18 protein-coding genes are annotated in these 19,282 nt (G+C 44.3%); 15 read left to right on the top strand and 3 right to left on the bottom strand.

Annotation, left to right across the window (positions count from 1 at the left end; all coding sequences use genetic code 11):
- Positions 1-56: 56 nt before the first annotated feature.
- Positions 57-2,606, top strand: coding sequence for a DNA mismatch repair protein MutS (mutS, locus tag O3605_RS05495; protein WP_049496497.1), 2,550 nt, complete (start codon positions 57-59; stop codon positions 2,604-2,606).
- A 259-nt stretch (positions 2,607-2,865) separates the two neighbouring features.
- On the opposite strand, the gene O3605_RS05490 is transcribed toward mutS, so the two are convergent.
- Together O3605_RS05490 and O3605_RS05485 are read right to left on the bottom strand one after the other, a co-directional pair.
- Positions 2,866-3,321, bottom strand: coding sequence for a DUF3021 domain-containing protein (locus O3605_RS05490; RefSeq protein WP_049496494.1), 456 nt, complete (start codon positions 3,319-3,321; stop codon positions 2,866-2,868).
- Positions 3,315-3,755, bottom strand: a complete 441-nt coding sequence (locus O3605_RS05485; RefSeq protein ID WP_049496490.1) for a LytTR family DNA-binding domain-containing protein — start codon at positions 3,753-3,755, stop codon at positions 3,315-3,317. Before O3605_RS05485 ends, O3605_RS05490 begins: the two co-directional genes overlap by 7 nt.
- Before the next feature lie 247 nt (positions 3,756-4,002).
- On the opposite strand from O3605_RS05485, the gene mutL reads away from it, so the two are divergent.
- From mutL to O3605_RS05470, 3 genes are read left to right on the top strand one after another with little or no spacing between them, the layout of a single operon-like run.
- Positions 4,003-5,946: a DNA mismatch repair endonuclease MutL gene (gene mutL, locus O3605_RS05480; protein WP_049496485.1), complete on the top strand. Its 1,944-nt coding sequence runs from the start codon at positions 4,003-4,005 to the stop codon at positions 5,944-5,946.
- A 20-nt stretch (positions 5,947-5,966) separates the two neighbouring features.
- Positions 5,967-6,560: a Holliday junction branch migration protein RuvA gene (gene ruvA, locus O3605_RS05475; RefSeq protein ID WP_049496482.1), complete on the top strand. Its 594-nt coding sequence runs from the start codon at positions 5,967-5,969 to the stop codon at positions 6,558-6,560.
- Positions 6,561-6,569: 9 nt separating this feature from the next.
- A complete protein-coding gene (locus O3605_RS05470) occupies positions 6,570-7,133 on the top strand; it encodes a DNA-3-methyladenine glycosylase I (RefSeq protein ID WP_049496478.1) in 564 nt (187 codons plus the stop codon).
- Between the two features lie 62 nt (positions 7,134-7,195).
- Here O3605_RS05470 and O3605_RS05465 read toward each other — a convergent pair whose 3' ends face one another.
- Entirely contained in the window at positions 7,196-8,227 is a 1,032-nt protein-coding gene (locus tag O3605_RS05465) for a S66 family peptidase (protein WP_371585463.1), read from the bottom strand.
- 375 nt (positions 8,228-8,602) lie between these two features.
- Here O3605_RS05465 and O3605_RS05460 point away from each other — a divergent pair, with 375 nt between their 5' ends.
- The 11 genes from O3605_RS05460 to O3605_RS05410 all read left to right on the top strand — a co-directional run bounded on the left by O3605_RS05460 (position 8,603) and on the right by O3605_RS05410 (position 19,234).
- A complete protein-coding gene (locus O3605_RS05460; RefSeq protein WP_371585462.1) occupies positions 8,603-9,871 on the top strand; it encodes a competence/damage-inducible protein A in 1,269 nt (422 codons plus the stop codon).
- Between the two features lie 119 nt (positions 9,872-9,990).
- Positions 9,991-11,136, top strand: a complete 1,146-nt coding sequence (recA, locus tag O3605_RS05455; RefSeq protein ID WP_371585460.1) for a recombinase RecA — start codon at positions 9,991-9,993, stop codon at positions 11,134-11,136.
- Positions 11,137-11,223: 87 nt separating this feature from the next.
- Entirely contained in the window at positions 11,224-11,622 is a 399-nt protein-coding gene (gene spx / locus O3605_RS05450; RefSeq protein ID WP_003009108.1) for a transcriptional regulator Spx, read from the top strand.
- A 135-nt stretch (positions 11,623-11,757) separates the two neighbouring features.
- Positions 11,758-12,354, top strand: a complete 597-nt coding sequence (locus O3605_RS05445; protein ID WP_031576799.1) for an SP0191 family lipoprotein — start codon at positions 11,758-11,760, stop codon at positions 12,352-12,354.
- A 124-nt stretch (positions 12,355-12,478) separates the two neighbouring features.
- Positions 12,479-12,745 carry an IreB family regulatory phosphoprotein gene (locus tag O3605_RS05440; RefSeq protein WP_003002070.1) on the top strand — a complete coding sequence of 89 codons (267 nt, stop codon included), beginning with the start codon at positions 12,479-12,481 and terminating at the stop codon, positions 12,743-12,745.
- Positions 12,745-13,164 carry a Holliday junction resolvase RuvX gene (gene ruvX / locus O3605_RS05435; RefSeq protein ID WP_003014525.1) on the top strand — a complete coding sequence of 140 codons (420 nt, stop codon included), beginning with the start codon at positions 12,745-12,747 and terminating at the stop codon, positions 13,162-13,164. The genes O3605_RS05440 and ruvX overlap by 1 nt, the downstream gene beginning before the upstream one ends.
- Positions 13,165-13,186: 22 nt before the next feature.
- Positions 13,187-13,492 carry a DUF1292 domain-containing protein gene (locus O3605_RS05430; protein ID WP_003001941.1) on the top strand — a complete coding sequence of 102 codons (306 nt, stop codon included), beginning with the start codon at positions 13,187-13,189 and terminating at the stop codon, positions 13,490-13,492.
- A gap of 207 nt (positions 13,493-13,699) precedes the next feature.
- Entirely contained in the window at positions 13,700-14,932 is a 1,233-nt protein-coding gene (locus O3605_RS05425) for a bifunctional folylpolyglutamate synthase/dihydrofolate synthase (RefSeq protein ID WP_371585457.1), read from the top strand.
- A gap of 76 nt (positions 14,933-15,008) precedes the next feature.
- The gene (locus O3605_RS05420; RefSeq protein ID WP_371585456.1) at positions 15,009-15,419 is read left to right on the top strand and encodes an SP_0198 family lipoprotein; all 411 of its coding nucleotides are present in this window, start codon (positions 15,009-15,011) and stop codon (positions 15,417-15,419) included.
- A gap of 276 nt (positions 15,420-15,695) precedes the next feature.
- The gene (gene cls / locus O3605_RS05415) at positions 15,696-17,231 is read left to right on the top strand and encodes a cardiolipin synthase (RefSeq protein WP_061455844.1); all 1,536 of its coding nucleotides are present in this window, start codon (positions 15,696-15,698) and stop codon (positions 17,229-17,231) included.
- A gap of 164 nt (positions 17,232-17,395) precedes the next feature.
- A complete protein-coding gene (locus tag O3605_RS05410; protein ID WP_371585454.1) occupies positions 17,396-19,234 on the top strand; it encodes a glycosyltransferase family protein in 1,839 nt (612 codons plus the stop codon).
- Positions 19,235-19,282 lie beyond the last annotated feature (48 nt).

The following is a 19,282-nucleotide window of genomic DNA, read 5'->3' as shown; positions in this document are numbered from 1 at the left end:
TTTTCATCTATGGAGCTTGCGTCAGAAAATGATGCAAGAGTAAGGAATAAAGAAGTATGGCAGTAGAGAAAATATCCCCTGGAATGCAGCAGTATCTAGATATCAAAAAAGACTATCCGGATGCCTTTTTGCTGTTTCGAATGGGAGATTTTTACGAATTATTTTATGAAGATGCAGTGAATGCAGCTCAAATTTTAGAGATTTCCTTAACCTCACGGAATAAAAATGCAGAGAATCCAATTCCTATGGCGGGTGTTCCCTACCACTCGGCCCAGCAGTATATTGATGTTCTTATTGAACAGGGGTATAAGGTCGCGATTGCAGAACAAATGGAAGACCCCAAAGAAGCCAAGGGGGTCGTTAAGCGTGAAGTCGTACAGGTGATTACGCCGGGTACAGTGGTGGATTCGACCAAGCCAGATAGTGAGAATAACTTCCTGGTTGCCTTGGATCGTTCAGGGAATGAGTATGGGCTAGCCTATATGGATCTGGTAACAGGGGAGTTTCAGGTGACGACCCTCAATGACTTCACTATGGTTTGTGGAGAAATCCGCAATTTACGTGCGCGTGAGGTGGTCCTGGGTTATGAGTTGCCAGAACAGGAAGAGCGTGTGTTTATTAGCCAGATGAATCTTTTGCTGTCACATGTAGAGACGGCGCTTGACGATGTTCAACTCTTAGGGGATCAGTTGAGTGAGCTCGAAAAGAAAACGGCTGGAAAACTTCTCCAGTATGTCCACCAGACACAAATGCGGGAATTGAGTCACCTCAAAAAAGCCCATCATTATGAGATTTGCGATTTCTTGCAGATGGACTTTGCGACCAAGGCTAGTCTGGATTTGACAGAGAATGCACGGACTGGGAAGAAACATGGTAGCTTGTATTGGTATTTGGATGAAACCAAGACGGCCATGGGCGGTCGTTTGTTGCGGTCCTGGATTCAGAAACCCTTAGTCGATTTGAAACGGATTCGAGAGCGCCAGGACATCATTCAGGTCTTTATGGATCATTTCTTTGAACGGAGCGATTTGACCGACAGCCTCAAAGGGGTCTATGACATTGAACGCTTAGCGAGTCGGGTTTCCTTTGGTAAGATCAATCCTAAGGATCTCTTGCAGCTAGGAGATACTCTGGGGCATGTGCCGACGATCAAGTCGATTCTACTGGGAATTGGTGATCCGGTCTTAGATGTCTTGATTGCACGCTTGGATGAACTTCCTGAGTTGCACCGCTTGATTACCTCAGCTATTGCTCCGGAAGCGTCTGCTGTTATTACGGAGGGAAATATCATCCGAACTGGGTTTGACGAGCAATTGGACCAGTACCGTGTCGTTCTTCGAGATGGTACTGGTTGGATTGCTGAGATTGAAGCCAAGGAGCGCGAAGCCAGTGGCATTACAGGTCTAAAGATTGATTACAACAAGAAGGATGGCTACTATTTCCATGTCACCAATTCTCAATTGAGTCACGTTCCTGCTCACTTTTTCCGCAAGGCGACCTTGAAAAATTCAGAACGCTTTGGTACGGAGGAATTGGCACGTATCGAAGGAGATATGCTAGAGGCGCGTGAGAAGTCTGCTAATCTGGAATATACGATTTTTATGCGGATTCGTGAAGAAGTTGGCAAGTATATCCAACGTCTGCAACAGTTAGCTCAGGCGATTGCGACGGTTGATGTTTTACAAAGTCTAGCCAGTGTCGCTGAGTCGCAACAGTTGAATCGTCCCCTTTTTCATGAAGAACGACGAATCGCGATCGACAAAGGCCGCCATCCGGTTGTTGAGAAAGTGATGGGAGCCCAGTCCTATATTCCTAATAGCATCTTTATGGATGAAGAACGGGATATTCAGCTGATTACTGGGCCAAATATGAGCGGGAAGTCTACCTATATGCGCCAATTGGCGATCATTGTGATTCTTGCCCAGATTGGCTCCTATGTTCCAGCGCAAAAGGCCGAGTTGCCAATTTTTGATGCGATTTATACTCGAATCGGAGCTGCTGATGACCTGGTATCGGGGCAGTCTACCTTCATGGTGGAAATGATGGAAGCCAATCACGCCATTCGCAAGGCGACGCCCCAGTCCTTGATTTTATTTGATGAGTTGGGACGGGGAACGGCGACCTATGATGGGATGGCCCTCGCCCAGTCCATCATCGAATATATCCATGATCGGACCGGAGCCAAAACCTTGTTTGCGACCCATTACCATGAGTTGACGGCTCTCTCAGAGACCTTGTCCCGTTTGGAAAATGTCCATGTTGCGACCTTGGAGCGAGATGGTCAGGTTACCTTCTTGCACAAGATTGAACCTGGCCCAGCAGATAAGTCCTATGGGATTCACGTGGCCAAGATCGCTGGTTTGCCAGAAGAATTGCTGAAGCGGGCGGATGCGATTTTGACCAAGCTCGAAGGACAAGCCCAGCAAGTACCGCTTGTGGATGCAACTCCTAAAAAGGAAGTACCTTCGCAGGTTGCTGAACAAATGTCCCTCTTTGAGGAGGAGGCAGAAAATACGGTGATCACAGAATTGAAGAATCTGGATCTCTACAATATGACTCCGATGGAAGTCATGATGGCAGTCGCCGAATTGAAAAAGAAATTATAAAAAGGGAGTGGGAAAGAACTCCAATATAAAAAAGGTTGAAAAGGTTCCCCAAACCTTTTCAATCTTCCCACCCCCGCATAGCTCCAACAATCTGGGAGACTGTTGGAGGTTGCAGATAAAGGAAACATTGTTTCCGTCCACATAGGTCATCTTTGGAGCTTAATAAGCGAACAAAGATACCAATCAACCACTGCGTCATACAGGTATGCCTATTAAACATCGAAGACTGGACAGTTTTTGCCCAGTCTTTTTTCTTTTATTAGTGGTTAGCAATGCTTTGATTGATTTCTTGAACTTGTTTTTTATAAAAATGATGAGAGACCAACCAGATGATCACGTAAACGAGGGTGAATTCGACAATGAGTGAGAGGTAAAATCCGAGTCGTGCTGGAAACCAGCCGGCCAAGGTAGCTAGGGGAATAAACCCAAGTAACATGAGTAGGTAATGGCTCAGAGTAGCCCGTAAGAGGCTCCAGTCTTTTTGAAAGAGGAGACTTCCGAAGCTAAAGAGGACCCCAATCGCACCCCAAACGAGGGCACAATAGAGCATGACCAGTGAGCCGTGAACATGATGCAAGAACATCCAGCGGCCGACTGCAGAGTTGGGACTTAAGGGAAGGTACAACTCAGGTGAGAAGAGATAGGAAAAGAAGATGGATAGGATGAGCCCGATGAGAATCCCTTTCAGGGCGTCAGAAAAAGATTGTTTTAGCATGATAATTTCTCCTTAATGGCTTTCAAGTAACGACGGGAGGAGTAGGTCAGACTCCCGTTTTTAAGATAGATTTGAACGGATCCTCCACTGGTAAAGTGTAGGTGATCGATTTCTTTTGTGTTGATAATTTCAGATTGGGAAATTTTGAGAAAGCAGGTCGGCAAGTCTTCAGATAGCTGATAGAGTGGTCCAGTCAGAATAAATTGATCTGTCATAGTCTCACCAATTACTTGCCGATTTTCAATGTAAAAACGTTGGAATAGATGGCTTTCGATCAGGTAAGCCTCCCCATCCTTTTTGGCACGTAAGCGCCCTTTTTGATCCAATTCTTCCACAAAGTCACGGATTTTCTCTACACGCGCAGACAGTGCAGGTGCTGTGATCATCACCGCTTCTTCTTGGAAGTGGGAATCAATTTGTACTTCAACTTTCATAAGATCGTACTCCCTCCTTTGGGTAAAGTCGGTTGGCCTGCTAGCCCGGCTCCTTCTTTACACTACTATTAAACACTTTTTCCAAAGGGAAGACAAGGGGATTTGTTCATGTGGTCGTTTTCTTTGCCTATGCGGTTTTTAAAGAAGAAGATGGGGCCGGCCTCCATTTTTTAAGAAAGGGAGTCTTGTGGATCTGTGGTATAATAGAGCTACATGTATCGGTGAAAAAATAGGTAAAGGAGCAGACATGTCACAGATTATTGAATTGCCAGAAGTCCTAGCCAATCAGATTGCGGCAGGTGAAGTGATTGAACGACCTGCTAGTGTGGTCAAGGAATTGGTTGAAAACTCGATCGATGCTGGGGCTAGCCAGATCGTTGTTGAAATCGAAGAAGCAGGATTGAAGTCGATTCGGATTACAGACAATGGGGAAGGAATTGCGCACGATGAGGTCGCTTTGGCCCTCCGTCGACATGCGACCAGTAAGATCAAGAGTCAAGCGGATCTTTTTCGTATTCGAACGCTTGGTTTTCGTGGTGAGGCCATGCCTTCCATTGCTTCTGTTAGTATTCTAACCCTTCTAACGGCGCAAGAAGGAGCTGCCCACGGGACCAAATTGGTCGCAAAGGGTGGCGAAATTGAGGAGTTGGAGCCAGCGACAAGCCCTGTTGGGACCAAGATCACAGTGGAAGATCTCTTTTTTAATACACCTGCTCGTCTCAAGTATTTAAAGAGCCAGCAGGCAGAGCTATCCCATATCGTGGATATTCTCAACCGCTTGAGCTTGGCCCATCCTGAGATTGCCTTTACCTTGATCAATGATAGAAAAGAAATGACCAAAACAGCGGGGACGGGTAATCTCCGGCAAGCGATTGCGGGTGTCTATGGCCTGGCGTCTGCCAAGAAGATGGTGGCCATTGAAAATCGCGATCTAGATTTTGAAGTGACGGGCTTTGTGTCTTTGCCTGAATTGACTCGTGCCAATCGCAATTACATCAGCCTCTTTATCAACGGCCGTTACATCAAGAATTTCTTGCTCAATCGGGCTATTTTAGATGGCTACGGTAGTAAACTCATGGTGGGCCGCTTCCCGCTCGCGATCATTAATATCCAGATCGATCCTTACTTAGCGGATGTCAATGTTCACCCGACCAAGCAAGAGGTTCGTATCTCCAAAGAACGGGAACTGATGGCCTTGATCTCCCAGGCTATTGCGAATGCTTTGAAAGAGCAGGATCTGATTCCGGATGCTCTAGAAAATCTAGCCAAGTCGACCATTCGTCGAACAGAAAAACCGGTACAGACGACCCTGCCTTTAAAGGAAAACCGTCTCTATTATGACCGAGAGAGTCAAGATTTCAAACTTCGACCAGAAGTGGCAGATCCTCAACGGCCTCTGACAGATGAGGTAACTGCTGATTCTACAAGTCAAGAAAACCCAGCAGAAAAACCAACAAGCGCGATCAAGTTTGCAGAAAGAAAGACTGCGGTTTATGATGAACTGGACCACCCAGAGTTGGATCTGGCCAGTCTAGACAAGGCCTATGATAAGTTGAATGGGGAAGAACATTCGACCTTCCCAGAGTTGGAATATTTTGGTCAGATGCATGGAACCTATCTCTTTGCCCAAGGCAATGGAGGCCTTTATATCATTGACCAGCACGCGGCCCAAGAGCGGGTCAAATACGAAGAATACCGGGAGAGCATCGGGAACGTAGACGGCAGTCAGCAACAACTGCTAGTGCCTTATATCTTTGAGTTCCCTACAGACGATCTGATCCGCCTGCAACAGCGCAAGCACCTCTTAGAAGAAGTGGGCGTCTACTTAGAAGAATATGGAGCTAACCAGTTGATCTTACGGGAGCATCCGATCTGGATGAAGGAAGAAGAGATCGAGTCGGGCATCTATGAAATGTGTGATATGCTCCTTTTGACCAAGGAAGTGTCCATCAAGAAATACCGGGCTGAGTTGGCCATCATGATGTCCTGCAAACGCTCCATCAAGGCCAATCACACACTGGACGATTACTCTGCACGCGATCTCATCTACCAACTGTCCCAATGTGACAACCCTTATAACTGCCCTCATGGCCGTCCGGTCTTGGTCAACTTCACCAAGTCCGACATGGAAAAGATGTTCCGACGTATTCAAGAAAATCACACCAGTCTACGGGAATTGGGCAAGTATTAAACAAACAATAAAGGAAGATTATGTACGAATACATTAAAGGAATTTTAACGAAAATCACCGCTAAATACATTGTGGTAGAAACAGCTGGGATCGGCTATCTCTTGCATGTGGCCAATCCCTATGCCTACTCTGGCAAAATGAACCAAGAGGTGCAAGTCTACCTGCACCAAGTGGTCCGGGAAGACGCCCACCTTCTTTATGGTTTTGCAACCGAAGAAGAGAAAAAGCTCTTTTTAAACTTGATCTCAGTCTCTGGGATTGGACCTGTCTCAGCTCTGGCTATTATCGCTGCAGATGACAATGCAGGCCTTGTCCAAGCCATCGAAAGCAAGAACATCACCTACTTGACCAAGTTTCCAAAGATCGGCAAGAAAACAGCCCAACAGATGGTGCTGGACTTGGAAGGTAAGATCAATCTTGATCTAGAAGATGCACCGGCTCAGTCCAAAGCCAAAGTTGCAGAAGAAAACCAAGCCCTTGAAGAAGCTATGGAAGCCATGTTAGCATTGGGCTACAAGGCAACGGAACTTAAGAAAATCAAGAAGTTCTTTGAAGGAACGACCGATACAGCAGAGAACTATATCAAGTCAGCCCTTAAGATGTTGGTCAAATAGGAGAAGAAGATGCCAAAACGTTGTGGTTGGGTCAAAATGAATAACCCTCTCTATGTAGCCTACCATGATGAAGAATGGGGTCGGCCTCTGCATGATGATCAGGCACTTTTTGAGTTACTCTGTATGGAGACCTATCAGGCCGGTCTATCTTGGGAAACGGTGCTCAATAAACGGCAGGCTTTCCGAGAATCTTTTCATGGTTACCAAATTCAACGCGTCGCAGAGATGACCGACTCTGAACTGGAAATTTTGTTAGACAATCCAGCCATCATCCGCAATCGTGCCAAGATCTTTGCGACACGGGCCAATGCTCAAGCCTTTTTAAAAGTCCAGGAAGAATTTGGATCGTTTGATGCTTATCTTTGGTCTTTTGTCGATGGGAAAACCATCGTCAATGATGTTCCAGATTACCGACAGGCTCCAGTGAAGACAGCTCTTTCTGAGAAGCTAGCCAAGGACCTCAAAAAGCGTGGTTTTAAGTTTACAGGTCCCGTTGCGGTCCTGTCCTACCTACAAGCAGTAGGCCTGGTCAATGATCATGAGAATGCTTGTGAATGGAAAAACGGTGATTAGTGAATATAGGTAACTAGAGTATCTGAGAATATAGAAAAAAAGCTGAGAAATTCCTCTCAGCTTTATTTGTTATAGTCAAAGTGGATGACTTGCTCCGTTGCATCTACATGGGCGTGTACTCCGAAGGGGACAATTGCTCTTGGAGTTGCGTGTCCGACATTCAGATTATAGACAATCGGGATATTGCTATCAATGATATCCAATAGTGCTTCTTTATAGTCGTCATAGAAAGTCTCATCCATAGGTTTTCCGACCAAGAGTCCACTGATGACCGCGAATATGCCCGTGTCCTTTAAAGTCCGCAACATCTTTTTGAAGTCGTCAGGTTCAGGCTTTTCTTCGCTTGTTTCTAGCAAGAGAATTTTTCCTTCCCAGTCTGACAAGTCAGGGAAAAGTTTGTATTTTTGGCAGAGGTCTGTGCTATCTGCGTGTAGAGAGTTGTCAAAAATATCATAGAGAGACTCAAGACAACCACCGAGGATTTCTCCCTCAAATTGAGCATTGCCTTGTAACAAGTCAAAACCTGTATTTGCATGGCTGACACGAGGTGTTCCCAGAGCCTTGGGACTATAATCAGTCCGTTCCTCATACCAAACGTTACTAGGGCGGATTTCTGAGATTCTACCAGTCTCAATTAATTCTTTAAAGTAGTGGCAGCTATATGGCAACATTTCTTTGTCTAACTCACAAATGTCTGCAAAGAAGGAGTGCCCATAAAAAGTCTTGATTCCTAGTTTATGCAACATGAGATGGTTCATGGTCGTATCCGAGAAGCCAAGAAAAATCTTTTGTTTGATAACTTTTTGTAATTGGTCATATTCAAAAAGATAAGGTAGCAAGCGATAGGTATCGTTTCCACCGATGGCGCATAGGATCATGTCGATACTATCATCAGAAAATGCCTGAATCAAATCCTCCGCGTGAGCTTCGGGATGTTCTTTGATAAAGTCTAAGCCTTTTAGTGAATGAGGTAAAAAGATAGGATTGAGTCCCAGGTCTTTGAGTCGTTGGACCCCCAAGTCCACTTCGTGCTTGACAAAGTCCTCTCCGATAATCCCACTAGATAAACTTATAATACCAATAGTAGAAACCATATCTCATCCTCCTAGAAAAAATTGATGCTATTGTATCACAAAAAATGAGGGGAAACAACAAGAATTAGAGCCAGAAGAAGGCTTTTAGATCAAGAAAGTAGTAAAAAAGCAACTACTAGATATGGTTGCTTCAGAATATGGATAAGCTCTATCAACAATAGAAAATAGCCCTTTAGAAGTTGATTGCCACATAGTTAAAATTCTTAGGAATGCTGATGTAATGGTATTTCTAAGAGTTTTTACTTTATACACTAAAAGAAAAGGATTGAAGAAAGTTGTCCAAAATGGACTTTATCTTCAATCTGTTTTTTTAATAATTTAGGAAATTGTGTTAAAATGAAATGAAAATTACGAATAGTATAAGTAGGAGGCACCATGAAGGCGGAAATTATTGCAGTTGGAACAGAAATTCTAACAGGACAAATTGTCAACACCAATGCTCAATTCTTGTCTGAAAAATTGGCTAGTTTAGGGATTGATGTCTATTATCATGTGGCGGTAGGAGACAATGAAGGTCGCCTCTTCTCGACCATTGAGACAGCTTCAAAACGCAGTGATTTGGTGATTTTATGTGGTGGACTTGGGCCAACAGAGGATGATTTGACCAAGCAAACCCTTGCTAAGTTTTTAGGGAAAGAACTGGTTTTTGATCCAACAGCGCTTGCCAAACTCGACACCTTCTTTGCCAGTCGCCCTGATTATGTCCGGACGCCCAATAATGAGCGACAAGCACAATTGATTGCCGGTTCAATCCCCCTTCAAAACCGTACAGGTCTCGCGGTTGGAGGTTTGATTGAAGTCGATGGTGTGACCTATGTCGTTCTACCTGGTCCACCAAGTGAGTTAAAACCCATGGTCAATGAACAATTGGTGCCTCATTTGACAACAGGGGAACAGCTCTTTTCAAGAGTCTTGCGCTTCTTTGGGATTGGGGAAAGCCAGCTGGTTACGATCCTAGCAGATATCATTGAAGAGCAGAGTGATCCGACGGTGGCTCCTTATGCCAAGACGGGAGAAGTGACCTTGCGTCTGTCTACAAAGGCAAAGGATCAAGCCTCAGCGAATGATAAGCTCGATGTCTTAGAAAAGGAAATCTTATCACGCCACACGCTGGATCATCAACCCTTGCATGAACTGTTTTACGGTTATGGGGATGATAATTCGATGGCCAAGGTGGCCTTTGATCTCTTGAAAGGGACTGGCAAGACCATTACAGCTGCAGAAAGCCTGACGGCTGGCCTTTTCCAAGCGACTTTGGCAGATTTTTCAGGTGCGTCCAGCATCTTCGCTGGTGGTTTTGTCACCTATAGTCTGGAAGAAAAAAGCAAGATGTTGTCTATTCCAGCTCAAGAGTTAGAGCAACATGGAGTGGTGTCTCACTTTACAGCTCAAGCCATGGCTTCACAGGCCCGTAAGTTAACAGGATCCGATTATGGTGTTAGCCTGACCGGAGTTGCGGGGCCAGATAGTCTAGAAGGGCACCCAGCAGGGACTGTCTTTATCGGACTTGCGACTCCAAATGGAGTGGATAGTGTCCAAGTCAATATCGCTGGACGTAGCCGGGCGGATGTCCGCAAAATTGCAGTCCTTCATGCCTTTAATTTGGTGCGCTTGGCTGTATTAAATGGTGAAAATTTGGTATAATGAAGTTTATGCCAAATGAAGAATAATTCTAAAAATGGATAGGAAATGTGCCTTTCAAATGACGGAAAGCGTCAGTGAGTTGCATACATTTCCTGTATAGTAAAAAATAGGAGAAAAGAATGGCGAAAAAACAGAAAAAATTAGATGATATCTCTAAGAAATTTGGAGATGAGCGTGAAAAAGCGCTCAATGATGCCCTGAAGTTGATCGAAAAAGACTTTGGTAAGGGATCGATCATGCGTCTGGGCGAACGTGCAGAGCAAAAAGTACAAGTCATGAGCTCTGGTTCCTTGGCGCTTGATATTGCCTTGGGTGCTGGTGGTTATCCAAAAGGTCGGATCATCGAAATCTATGGTCCAGAATCATCTGGTAAAACAACCGTTGCCCTCCATGCAGTAGCGCAAGCACAGAAAGAGGGAGGCATTGCTGCCTTTATTGATGCCGAGCATGCTTTGGATCCATCTTATGCAGCAGCTCTTGGGGTCAATATCGACGAACTTCTCTTGTCTCAACCAGACTCAGGGGAACAGGGGCTTGAAATTGCTGGTAAATTGATCGACTCTGGTGCGGTTGATTTGGTGGTTGTCGACTCTGTTGCGGCCTTGGTACCACGTGCGGAAATCGATGGAGATATCGGGGATAGCCACGTTGGTTTGCAAGCGCGGATGATGAGCCAAGCGATGCGTAAGCTTGGAGCTTCGATCAATAAGACGAAGACCATTGCCATCTTTATCAACCAATTGCGTGAAAAAGTTGGGGTCATGTTTGGGAACCCTGAAACCACACCTGGTGGTCGTGCCCTGAAATTCTACGCTTCTGTCCGTTTAGATGTTCGTGGAAACACTCAAATCAAGGGGACTGGGGACCAAAAAGATACCAACGTTGGTAAGGAAACTAAGATCAAGGTTGTGAAGAACAAGGTAGCTCCACCGTTCAAAGAAGCCATGGTCGAAATCATGTACGGGGAAGGAATTTCACGTACAGGTGAATTGGTTAAAATTGCAACAGATTTGGATATCATCCAAAAAGCGGGTGCGTGGTACTCCTATAATGGCGAAAAAATTGGTCAAGGATCTGAAAATGCTAAGAAATTCTTGGCTGACCACCCAGAAATTTTTGACGAAATCGACCACAAGGTTCGGGTTCATTTTGGTTTGATCGAAGAAGACGAAGCAGTGAAAGCCCTTGATAAAACTGAAGAAGCAGCTCCTGTCGTAGAAGAAGTAACTCTAGATTTAGATGACGTGATTGAAATTGAAGATTAATTTTTTTCAAAATAGGTCGCTAGACTGATGGTTTTTGTGTTATAATTTAATACGATAGTATTATCGTGTAGCGAAAGGAGTGCATGCATGATTAAAATTTATACAGTGTCAAGTTGCACCAGCTGTAAAAAAGCAAAGACTTGGCTCAACGCTCACCAGCTAACTTATAAAGAACAAAACCTCGGTAAGGAAGGGATCACCAAAGAAGAATTATTGGATATCCTTACAAAGACTGAAAATGGAGTGGCAAGTATTGTCTCTTCAAAAAATCGATACGCTAAAAATCTAGGAGTGGACATCGAAGACTTGAGTGTCAATGAAGTCATTGACATCATCATGGAAACACCTCGTATTCTTAAAAGTCCGATCTTGGTAGATGACAAACGTCTCCAAGTGGGCTACAAAGAAGACGATATTCGTGCCTTCTTGCCACGATCAGTTCGAAATGTAGAAAATGCAGAAGCGCGGATGCGTGCAGCTCTTTAAAGCGATTGAAAATCAGAAACAATTTGTTTCTGATTTTTTCTTTTTAAAAATCGGAATGAAAAGCAGTTTACTGCGCCATTTTACGAAATCTATGATACAATATTTTAGAAAACAATAACTAGTAAGGAATGGAAAATGAAAAGGAAAATCTTCTTATTGGGTGCACTTGCCTTGTGTTTGACTGGATGCGGTCAAAAAAAACAAGCGAAAACGCCAAATTCAAGTGAACAAAAGGCAATCCAAGCAAAAGCAGAGCAGCTGCAAAAGGATAATAAGAGTATTCTGCAAAAAGCTGAAGAAAATAAAGTCATCACTAGAACCTTTGTCTTTCCAAAAGATGACAAGGGGACACAACAGACGCAAATCGTCACCTATGTGGGGAATACCTTTAAAAAATTGGAGACCATCAATGTGACGGCAACCGATGAGGAGTTGAAAAAAGGGATCCAACAGGTTGGAGTAGAGGAAGCGCAAAAGCAGTTGAGAGAATCCTTTAACAAGGATGATGCCTTTAAGGAAGCCTTGACAGTGCCAGGTTTCACAGCTGATTTGACCTTGGAAAATGAGAATGAATACAAGGTGACGATCACCTATGACTTTGAAGCGATGGATGTGAAGAAGGCCGAAGGCATGACTTACTTCAAAAACAATCACTTACCAGAGTTGTTGAAGCTGACACCGAGTCAATTTGCGGATAATCTTATCAATGCTGGAGCAAGTGAGCAAAAATAAAAAAACAGTTTAGCTAAAATAGCTCAAAAATGCTTGAAAAAGCCGTAAAATCAAGGGCTTGGCCGTTGTGGAAAACTCTTAATTATGGTATAATAGTAATATTCTAAGGAAAGAGGGTGTTCTTGTGGGATTTACAGATGAAACAGTACGTTTTAATCTTGATGATTCAAATCGTAAGGAAATTAGCGAGACCTTGAAAGATGTGTACTTGTCACTGGATGAAAAAGGCTACAATCCAATTAATCAAATCGTAGGATACGTACTCAGTGGTGATCCTGCCTATGTACCTCGTTATAATAATGCACGGAACCAAATTCGTAAATATGAACGAGATGAAATCGTTGAAGAATTGGTACGTTATTATTTGAAAGGGCAAGGAATAGACCTCTAATGAGAATTATGGGATTGGATGTTGGCTCAAAGACCGTCGGGGTTGCTGTGAGTGATCCTCTCGGTTTTACAGCTCAGGGTCTTGAAATCATCCAAATCGATGAAGACAAAAAAGAATTCGGTTTGGAGCGCTTAGCCGAATTAGTAGCTCAATACAAGGTAGACCGTTTTGTTGTAGGCTTGCCAAAAAACATGAACAACACCAGCGGACCGCGTGTGGAAGCCAGTCAGGCTTACGGCACGATGATTGCTGAAAAGTTTGGGTTGCCAGTCGACTACCAAGACGAACGGTTGACGACAGTTGCTGCAGAGCGGATGTTGATTGAGCAAGCAGATATTAGCCGTAGCAAACGCAAAAAAGTTATTGATAAGTTAGCAGCGCAGCTTATTTTACAAAATTATTTAGATCGCAATTTTTAGAAAGAAAACGAGGAAGAATAGTATGGCACATGATCATAACCACGACCATGAAGAACGTGAATTAATCACATTGGTGGATGAACAAGGAAATGAAACCTTGTTTGAAATTCTTTTGACCATTGATGGCAAAGAAGAATTTGGAAAGAACTATGTCCTTTTGATCCCTGCAAATGCAGAAGAAGATGAAAACGGCGAAGTTGAAATCCAAGCTTATTCATTTACAGAAAACGAAGACGGAACAGAAGGCGACCTTCAACCAATCCCAGAAGACTCAGATGCAGAATGGGATATGATCGAAGAAGTCTTCAACAGCTTTATGGAGGAGTAAAAACATCCAGTGGATGTTTTTACCCCAACTCCTAGGAACTAGAAAGAGTTGGTAAGTCCGGGGGACGTTTTTAGCCCTGCTTCAAAAAACAAGAAAAAGCAGGAAGTCCGATAGACTTGCTGTAAAAATGAGAAAGAAATAACTACAAAAGAAAGGAGCGCAAACGTCAGAAGAGGCTTTGTCGCTTTTTTCTTTTAGGAGGAAGATGTGAATAAGATTGAGCAATGGATGAATAGTCGGATCGGTCTGAATTTTCGATCGGGCCTGGATCGTATGGAGCAGGCAGTGAGCCTTTTAGGGAGGCCGGATAAGGCTTATCCGATCCTTCATGTGACAGGAACCAATGGGAAGGGATCCACAATCGCCTTTCTGCGTCAATTGTTGATGGCTCATGGGAAGAAGGTTGGAACCTTTACTTCTCCTCATATGATCAGTATTCATGACCGGATTTGTATCGGGGATCAGCCAATTTCAGATGAAGATTTTACTCGGATCGGCCAGCAGGTACAACAAATGGAGCAGACCTTGCTTCAAACCCAGGACCAACTCTCTTATTTTGAGATTATCTGCCTCATGGCCCTCTTGTATTTTAAGGAACAAGCTGTGGATGTGGTCTTGCTGGAAGTTGGTATCGGAGGACTTCTGGATACGACCAACGTAGTGACGGGAGAGATCGCAGTTATCACTTCGGTTGGCCTGGATCACCAAGAAACACTGGGAGGGACGATTGCGGAAATCGCCCAGCAAAAGGCAGGAATCTTTAAGAAGGGCAAGAAAGCTGTGGTGGGTCCCTTGTCGGATGATGCTATATCTGTTTGTCAAGAAAAAGCGAAGCAATTGGATGTGGATCTCCATGCCTTCCAGAACGATTTTGGCTTAGAGCAGGATCGTTTTTGGAATGAAAACGTGGAACTTGTCTTGCCGTCTCTGGGTTTGAAGGGTGATTACCAACGGGAAAATGCTGCAGTAGCTTTGGAGGCCTTTTTCCTCTATATGGAGGGCCTAGATCAAGAAGTGGATATGGATCAGGTCCAGCACGCCTTGCAAGAGACGCGGTGGCCGGGCCGTCTAGAGTTGTTTGGCGACCAGGTGTATCTGGATGGCGCTCATAATCCTCATGCTATGTTGCGCTTGATCGAGTTTGCCAATAGCTTAGCAGGAAAGCGCGTGAAGATTTTATTTGGAGCCCTCAAGCGAAAAGATTATAGCGGGATGCTCCAAACGCTTCAAGCGGGATTGCCAGAAGCTGAATTGATTTTGACGACCTTCCATTACGGAGAAGTGGTGGCACAAGGCGACCGACAAGACTTGCCCTATGTAGCGGACTATAAGGCATATATCAAAGAATTTATGGATCAGAGTCGTCCAGATGAAGTCTTATTTGTGACAGGATCCTTGTATTTTATTGCGGAAGTAAGGGCATTTTTATTAGAGGGGTAAACAATTGACCTAAAGACTTTCTTGGCGTATACTGGTGGTAGATGGTATATGGTTATGGCGAAAGGAGTCGATCTTAATGAAAAAAATCATGTCTATACTGACCTTGGCAATAGCCCTTTTCCTGACTGCTTGTAGCCAGCAAGAAAAAGCGACACAGACTTCGAGCAAACAGACATCTGCTTCATCACAGACTGTGACTTCAGCGAGTGAAGAACAGAAAGAAGGAGTGTCCATAGATGGCAGTTATCGAGGACAGGACGAGGAAAATACAATTCTGTTGGTGGTGACGGGGCGAAAAGGCACGTTTACGGTGCAAGATGCTGATGGCGAAGAAGAGACCAAAGAGGTCAGTATTGATCCGGTCAATCAATCCATGCGTATCGGAGATGAGCCTTATCGCTATCGGATCGAAGGAAATCAGTTGTCGCTAGAAGATCTGGAGCAAGCAGAGGATGATCAAGGGATTATTGTCCTGACCAAGCAATAAGGGACGAGACAAGAGAGAGTGGGACGGAAATCGGTAATTCGTTAGAATTCGATTTCGTCGTCCCACCTCCGCACAGTTGAGTAGGGCTGTAAAAGCTGATGAAATCAGCGTAGTAGGGCCCACTCAACCACTGCGTCTTGCTCGACAATCCAAAAACAATTTTGAGGCTAGGACTTTTGTCCCAGCCTCTTTTTGTTTGTCAAGAAGGGGCTTGGTTGGTCGTTGCATCGGGTAAAAAGAATTGGTATACTAGTAGAAAGAAAAAAGGAGGATGCTGTGACCTTTCGAAAATTACGTCTATTAATGTCCAAATATGGATTTAGTATTTTGTTTATGGGCTTTGAACTTTGGGCATCCTTTGCGGCCTTCTTCTGGCTTAATAGATGGTTCCCGCATTGGCTATCTGTTTCGGTCATTGGGCTCTTATATGTGTCGACAATCTTGGCTATTGTTAATCGAAATACCCCGCCTGAAAATAAGGTGACCTGGCTCTTGATTGCCGTCATTCCTGTCTTTGGATCGCTTTTATACCTCATGTTTGGCGAGCGGCGTTTGTCCAAAAAGGAAATGATCCAGCTGAAAAATATGGAGTCCATGAAGTTTAGGGAGGATAACAGCCAGCAACTGCGTAAGGAACTCAAGCAAGAAAGCAAGGCTGTCTATGGCTTGGTTAAGTCGATTTTATCCATGGACCACAATGCGGATCTCTACAATGGGACGGCATCGACCTTTTACCCTCTAGGGGAGGAGATGTATGCGCAACTACTAGAGGATCTGCGAGCAGCGAAAAAATTTATCTTCATCGAGTTTTACATCATTGATGAAGGCTTGATGTGGAACAGCATTCTGGAGATTTTAGAGCAGAAAGTAAAAGAGGGGGTTGAAGTCAAACTCCTTTATGACGATATCGGCTGTATGGCGACCTTGGCCGGGAACTATACTAAACGATTGCGAAAGATGGGGATTGATGCCCATAAGTTTAACAAGGTGATCCCCCGTCTAACAGTGGCTTATAACAACCGAGACCACCGCAAGATTCTGGTCATTGATGGGCAGATCGGCTATACAGGTGGTGTCAATTTGGCAGACGAGTACATCAACCACATTGAGCGGTTTGGTCACTGGAAGGACAGTGCCATCCGTTTAGATGGACGGGCTGTTAAGGCCTTAACGCGACTTTTCCTCATGAACTGGTACATCAACCGTGGGGAAATCGAGGATTTTGACCGCTACCATATTGAAAACAAGGCTGTCGAAGGCGAAGGGCTCTACATTCCCTATGGGAGTGGACCAAAGCCGATTTACAAGTCGCAGGTCGGAAAGACGGTCTATCAAAATATGATCAACCTGGCGACGGATTACGTCTATATCACGACTCCTTACTTGATCATCGATTATGATTTGACAGAGGATATCCGCAATGCTGCCCTTCGTGGGGTGGATGTTCGCATCGTGACCCCGCATATTCCAGATAAAAAATTGATCCAAATCGTAACTCGTGGGGCTTACTTGGATCTGATGGATGCAGGAGTAAAGATTTATGAGTATACACCTGGTTTTGTCCATAGCAAGCAAGTCCTGGCAGATGACGAAATGGCGGTTGTAGGGTCGATTAACTTTGACTACCGCAGTTTGGTCCATCACTATGAAAATGCCGTCTGGATGTATCGGACGCCTGCCTTGAAAAAGATTCGGGAGGACTTTGACCATATCTTTGAAGTGTCTCAAGAAATTACAGAAGATACCTTCCGCTTTACTTGGCACCAAAGCTTAATCAAGGAAATTATGCAATTGTTCGCACCGATGTTGTAAATGTATAAAAACGAAAATCAGAGTCAGGAATCGAGATGCCTGACTCTTTTTACATATGACTATGTGATAAGAGGCTGACAGGGTCAGCAGAATTTGGTATACTAGAAAAGATAATGGGCTTTTTTCTAAAAGGAAAGAGCAAAGATCTAGAAAAAGGAAAAAGAATGAGCGAAAAAGAGCAAGAAATGACTTCGAAAAAATTAGGGATTCACGTGGGAGATAGTTTTCAGGATACACGTGAGATTCGCGAAGTGCTAGATAAATCAGTCTTTCGTGAAGAAGAGCCGACTCATAGCCAGCAGGCAGAAGTCTTGGAGGAGCCGGTTGCAATGGAGGCATCAGAGGAAATTAGTGATGCCAAGCCAGAAGCAGTAGCAGAACCTACACAAGAATCAGAACAGGAACCGGAGCAACCGCTCAGTCGGATGAGTCGTCGTTCGCGTAAGGCGGGAGTTGAAACGACAAAAGCGGAAGCATCTAAGGTAGAAGAGAATACGGAAGAGCAAGAGGCAGATGTGACAGTTGATCCGATCCGTCGTCACTCCAAGCGTCCAGTGCCCCTAGCGATTCCTTTTGTGTTGAGTCTCTTGATTAGTTTGCTGCATGTCGGGGTGCCATTTTTAACTCGTTTTGCAACCAATCAACAATCGCAAAACTTGTATGCTGGCTGGGCGATGACCAAGGGACAAGTACCGTTTGGTGATTTTTACGGAACCAATGGTCTCCTCTATTATGCAATCAACTGGTTGGGAAGTTTGGCTGGTGGACATTGGATCTTGATGATTCTCCAAGCGATTGCTCTCTTCTTTGCGGGTACCTATCTCTATCGGGTTGTGCGTCTACTGGTGTCTGATAAAGATACAGCGAAGAATGTCCAGTTACTCTTTTATTTCTTGGTGCTAGGACTTGGTTTTGGCGGGACTTATGTAACTTTCTTTAGTTTTCCAATCCTATTTGCTAGCATGAATTTTATTTTGGCTTATCTGATTGGGCATCGTAAGGACGAAGGGTTTATCCTTTACGGTGCGATTGCAGCTGTGGCTTTCTTGATTGATCCGATGACCAGTGCCCTGTTTTATTTGTTGGCCTTCCTTGGATTAACAGCCTTTAATATCAAGCAGAAGAGATGGGCGCGTGGCTTTTATCAACTGCTAGCAGCTCTCCTTGGTTTTTCACTCGTCTTTTATCCAATTGGCTATATCACCGTTTTGAATCAGACTTTTGGCTATGCCATTAACCAAGTAACCTATGTCTTTAATGCCTTGAATTTTAGCAATGGACAGACCTTCAGTAATGTTATTTATTATGGACTGTTGGCGCTCGCCTTTGGCCTGGTCTCTGCCTTTTTGATGTCCTTTACGAAGCAAAATAGCAGTGCTCGCCGGATCTTCCGCTTTATGGGATGGGTAGGTAGCCTGGTAGTCCTCATCGTGTCTATTGGTCTTCCTGAACAAGGCGCTTACCAATTATTGCCAATGTTACCATTTATTCTTCCTTTGTTTGCGATCTGGTTCTCACGAGATGGGGAAGAAAATGATGGGATCGAACGTCGTGGTCGGAAGAAGAAAAACAAGGAAGTTTGGGCCGCTTACTTTACGAGCCAAGTTTTCTTACCGCTAGTAGCCCTTGTCTATCTGTTGGCGAATCCGGTGGTTCAAGATGTTGTGCTTCAGTCTGGTCAATCGAGTGAACGGAGCGCTATTGCCAGCTACATTAAAAATCACACCAAGTCGAAAGATACCATTTATGCTTGGGATGCGACAGCTACTCTCTATCAAGAAAGCGATCGTTTGGCAGCTTCTGCCTTATTGACCCCGACGTCTTATCTGGGAATTAATGAAAACCGGACTAATGTGATCCAACAAATCGATCGGTCTGAACCCAAGTATATTGTGGTCAACAATCAGGTGGAGTTGACCTCCAAAATGAAAGACTTGCTCAAAGAAAATTATCGTCTGGTTGAGAAGAAATACCGTCATTTCAAACTCTATCAACGCTCTTAAGAAAATCAATATCTTGTGTTTTAGAAAGTTTTTTAGAATTTTCACCAC

Source organism: Streptococcus sp. 27098_8_99 (genome assembly GCF_041431935.1).
In the GTDB taxonomy this organism is placed as follows: domain Bacteria; phylum Bacillota; class Bacilli; order Lactobacillales; family Streptococcaceae; genus Streptococcus; species Streptococcus parasanguinis_D.
This window is presented reverse-complemented; position numbering and strand designations above follow the sequence as displayed.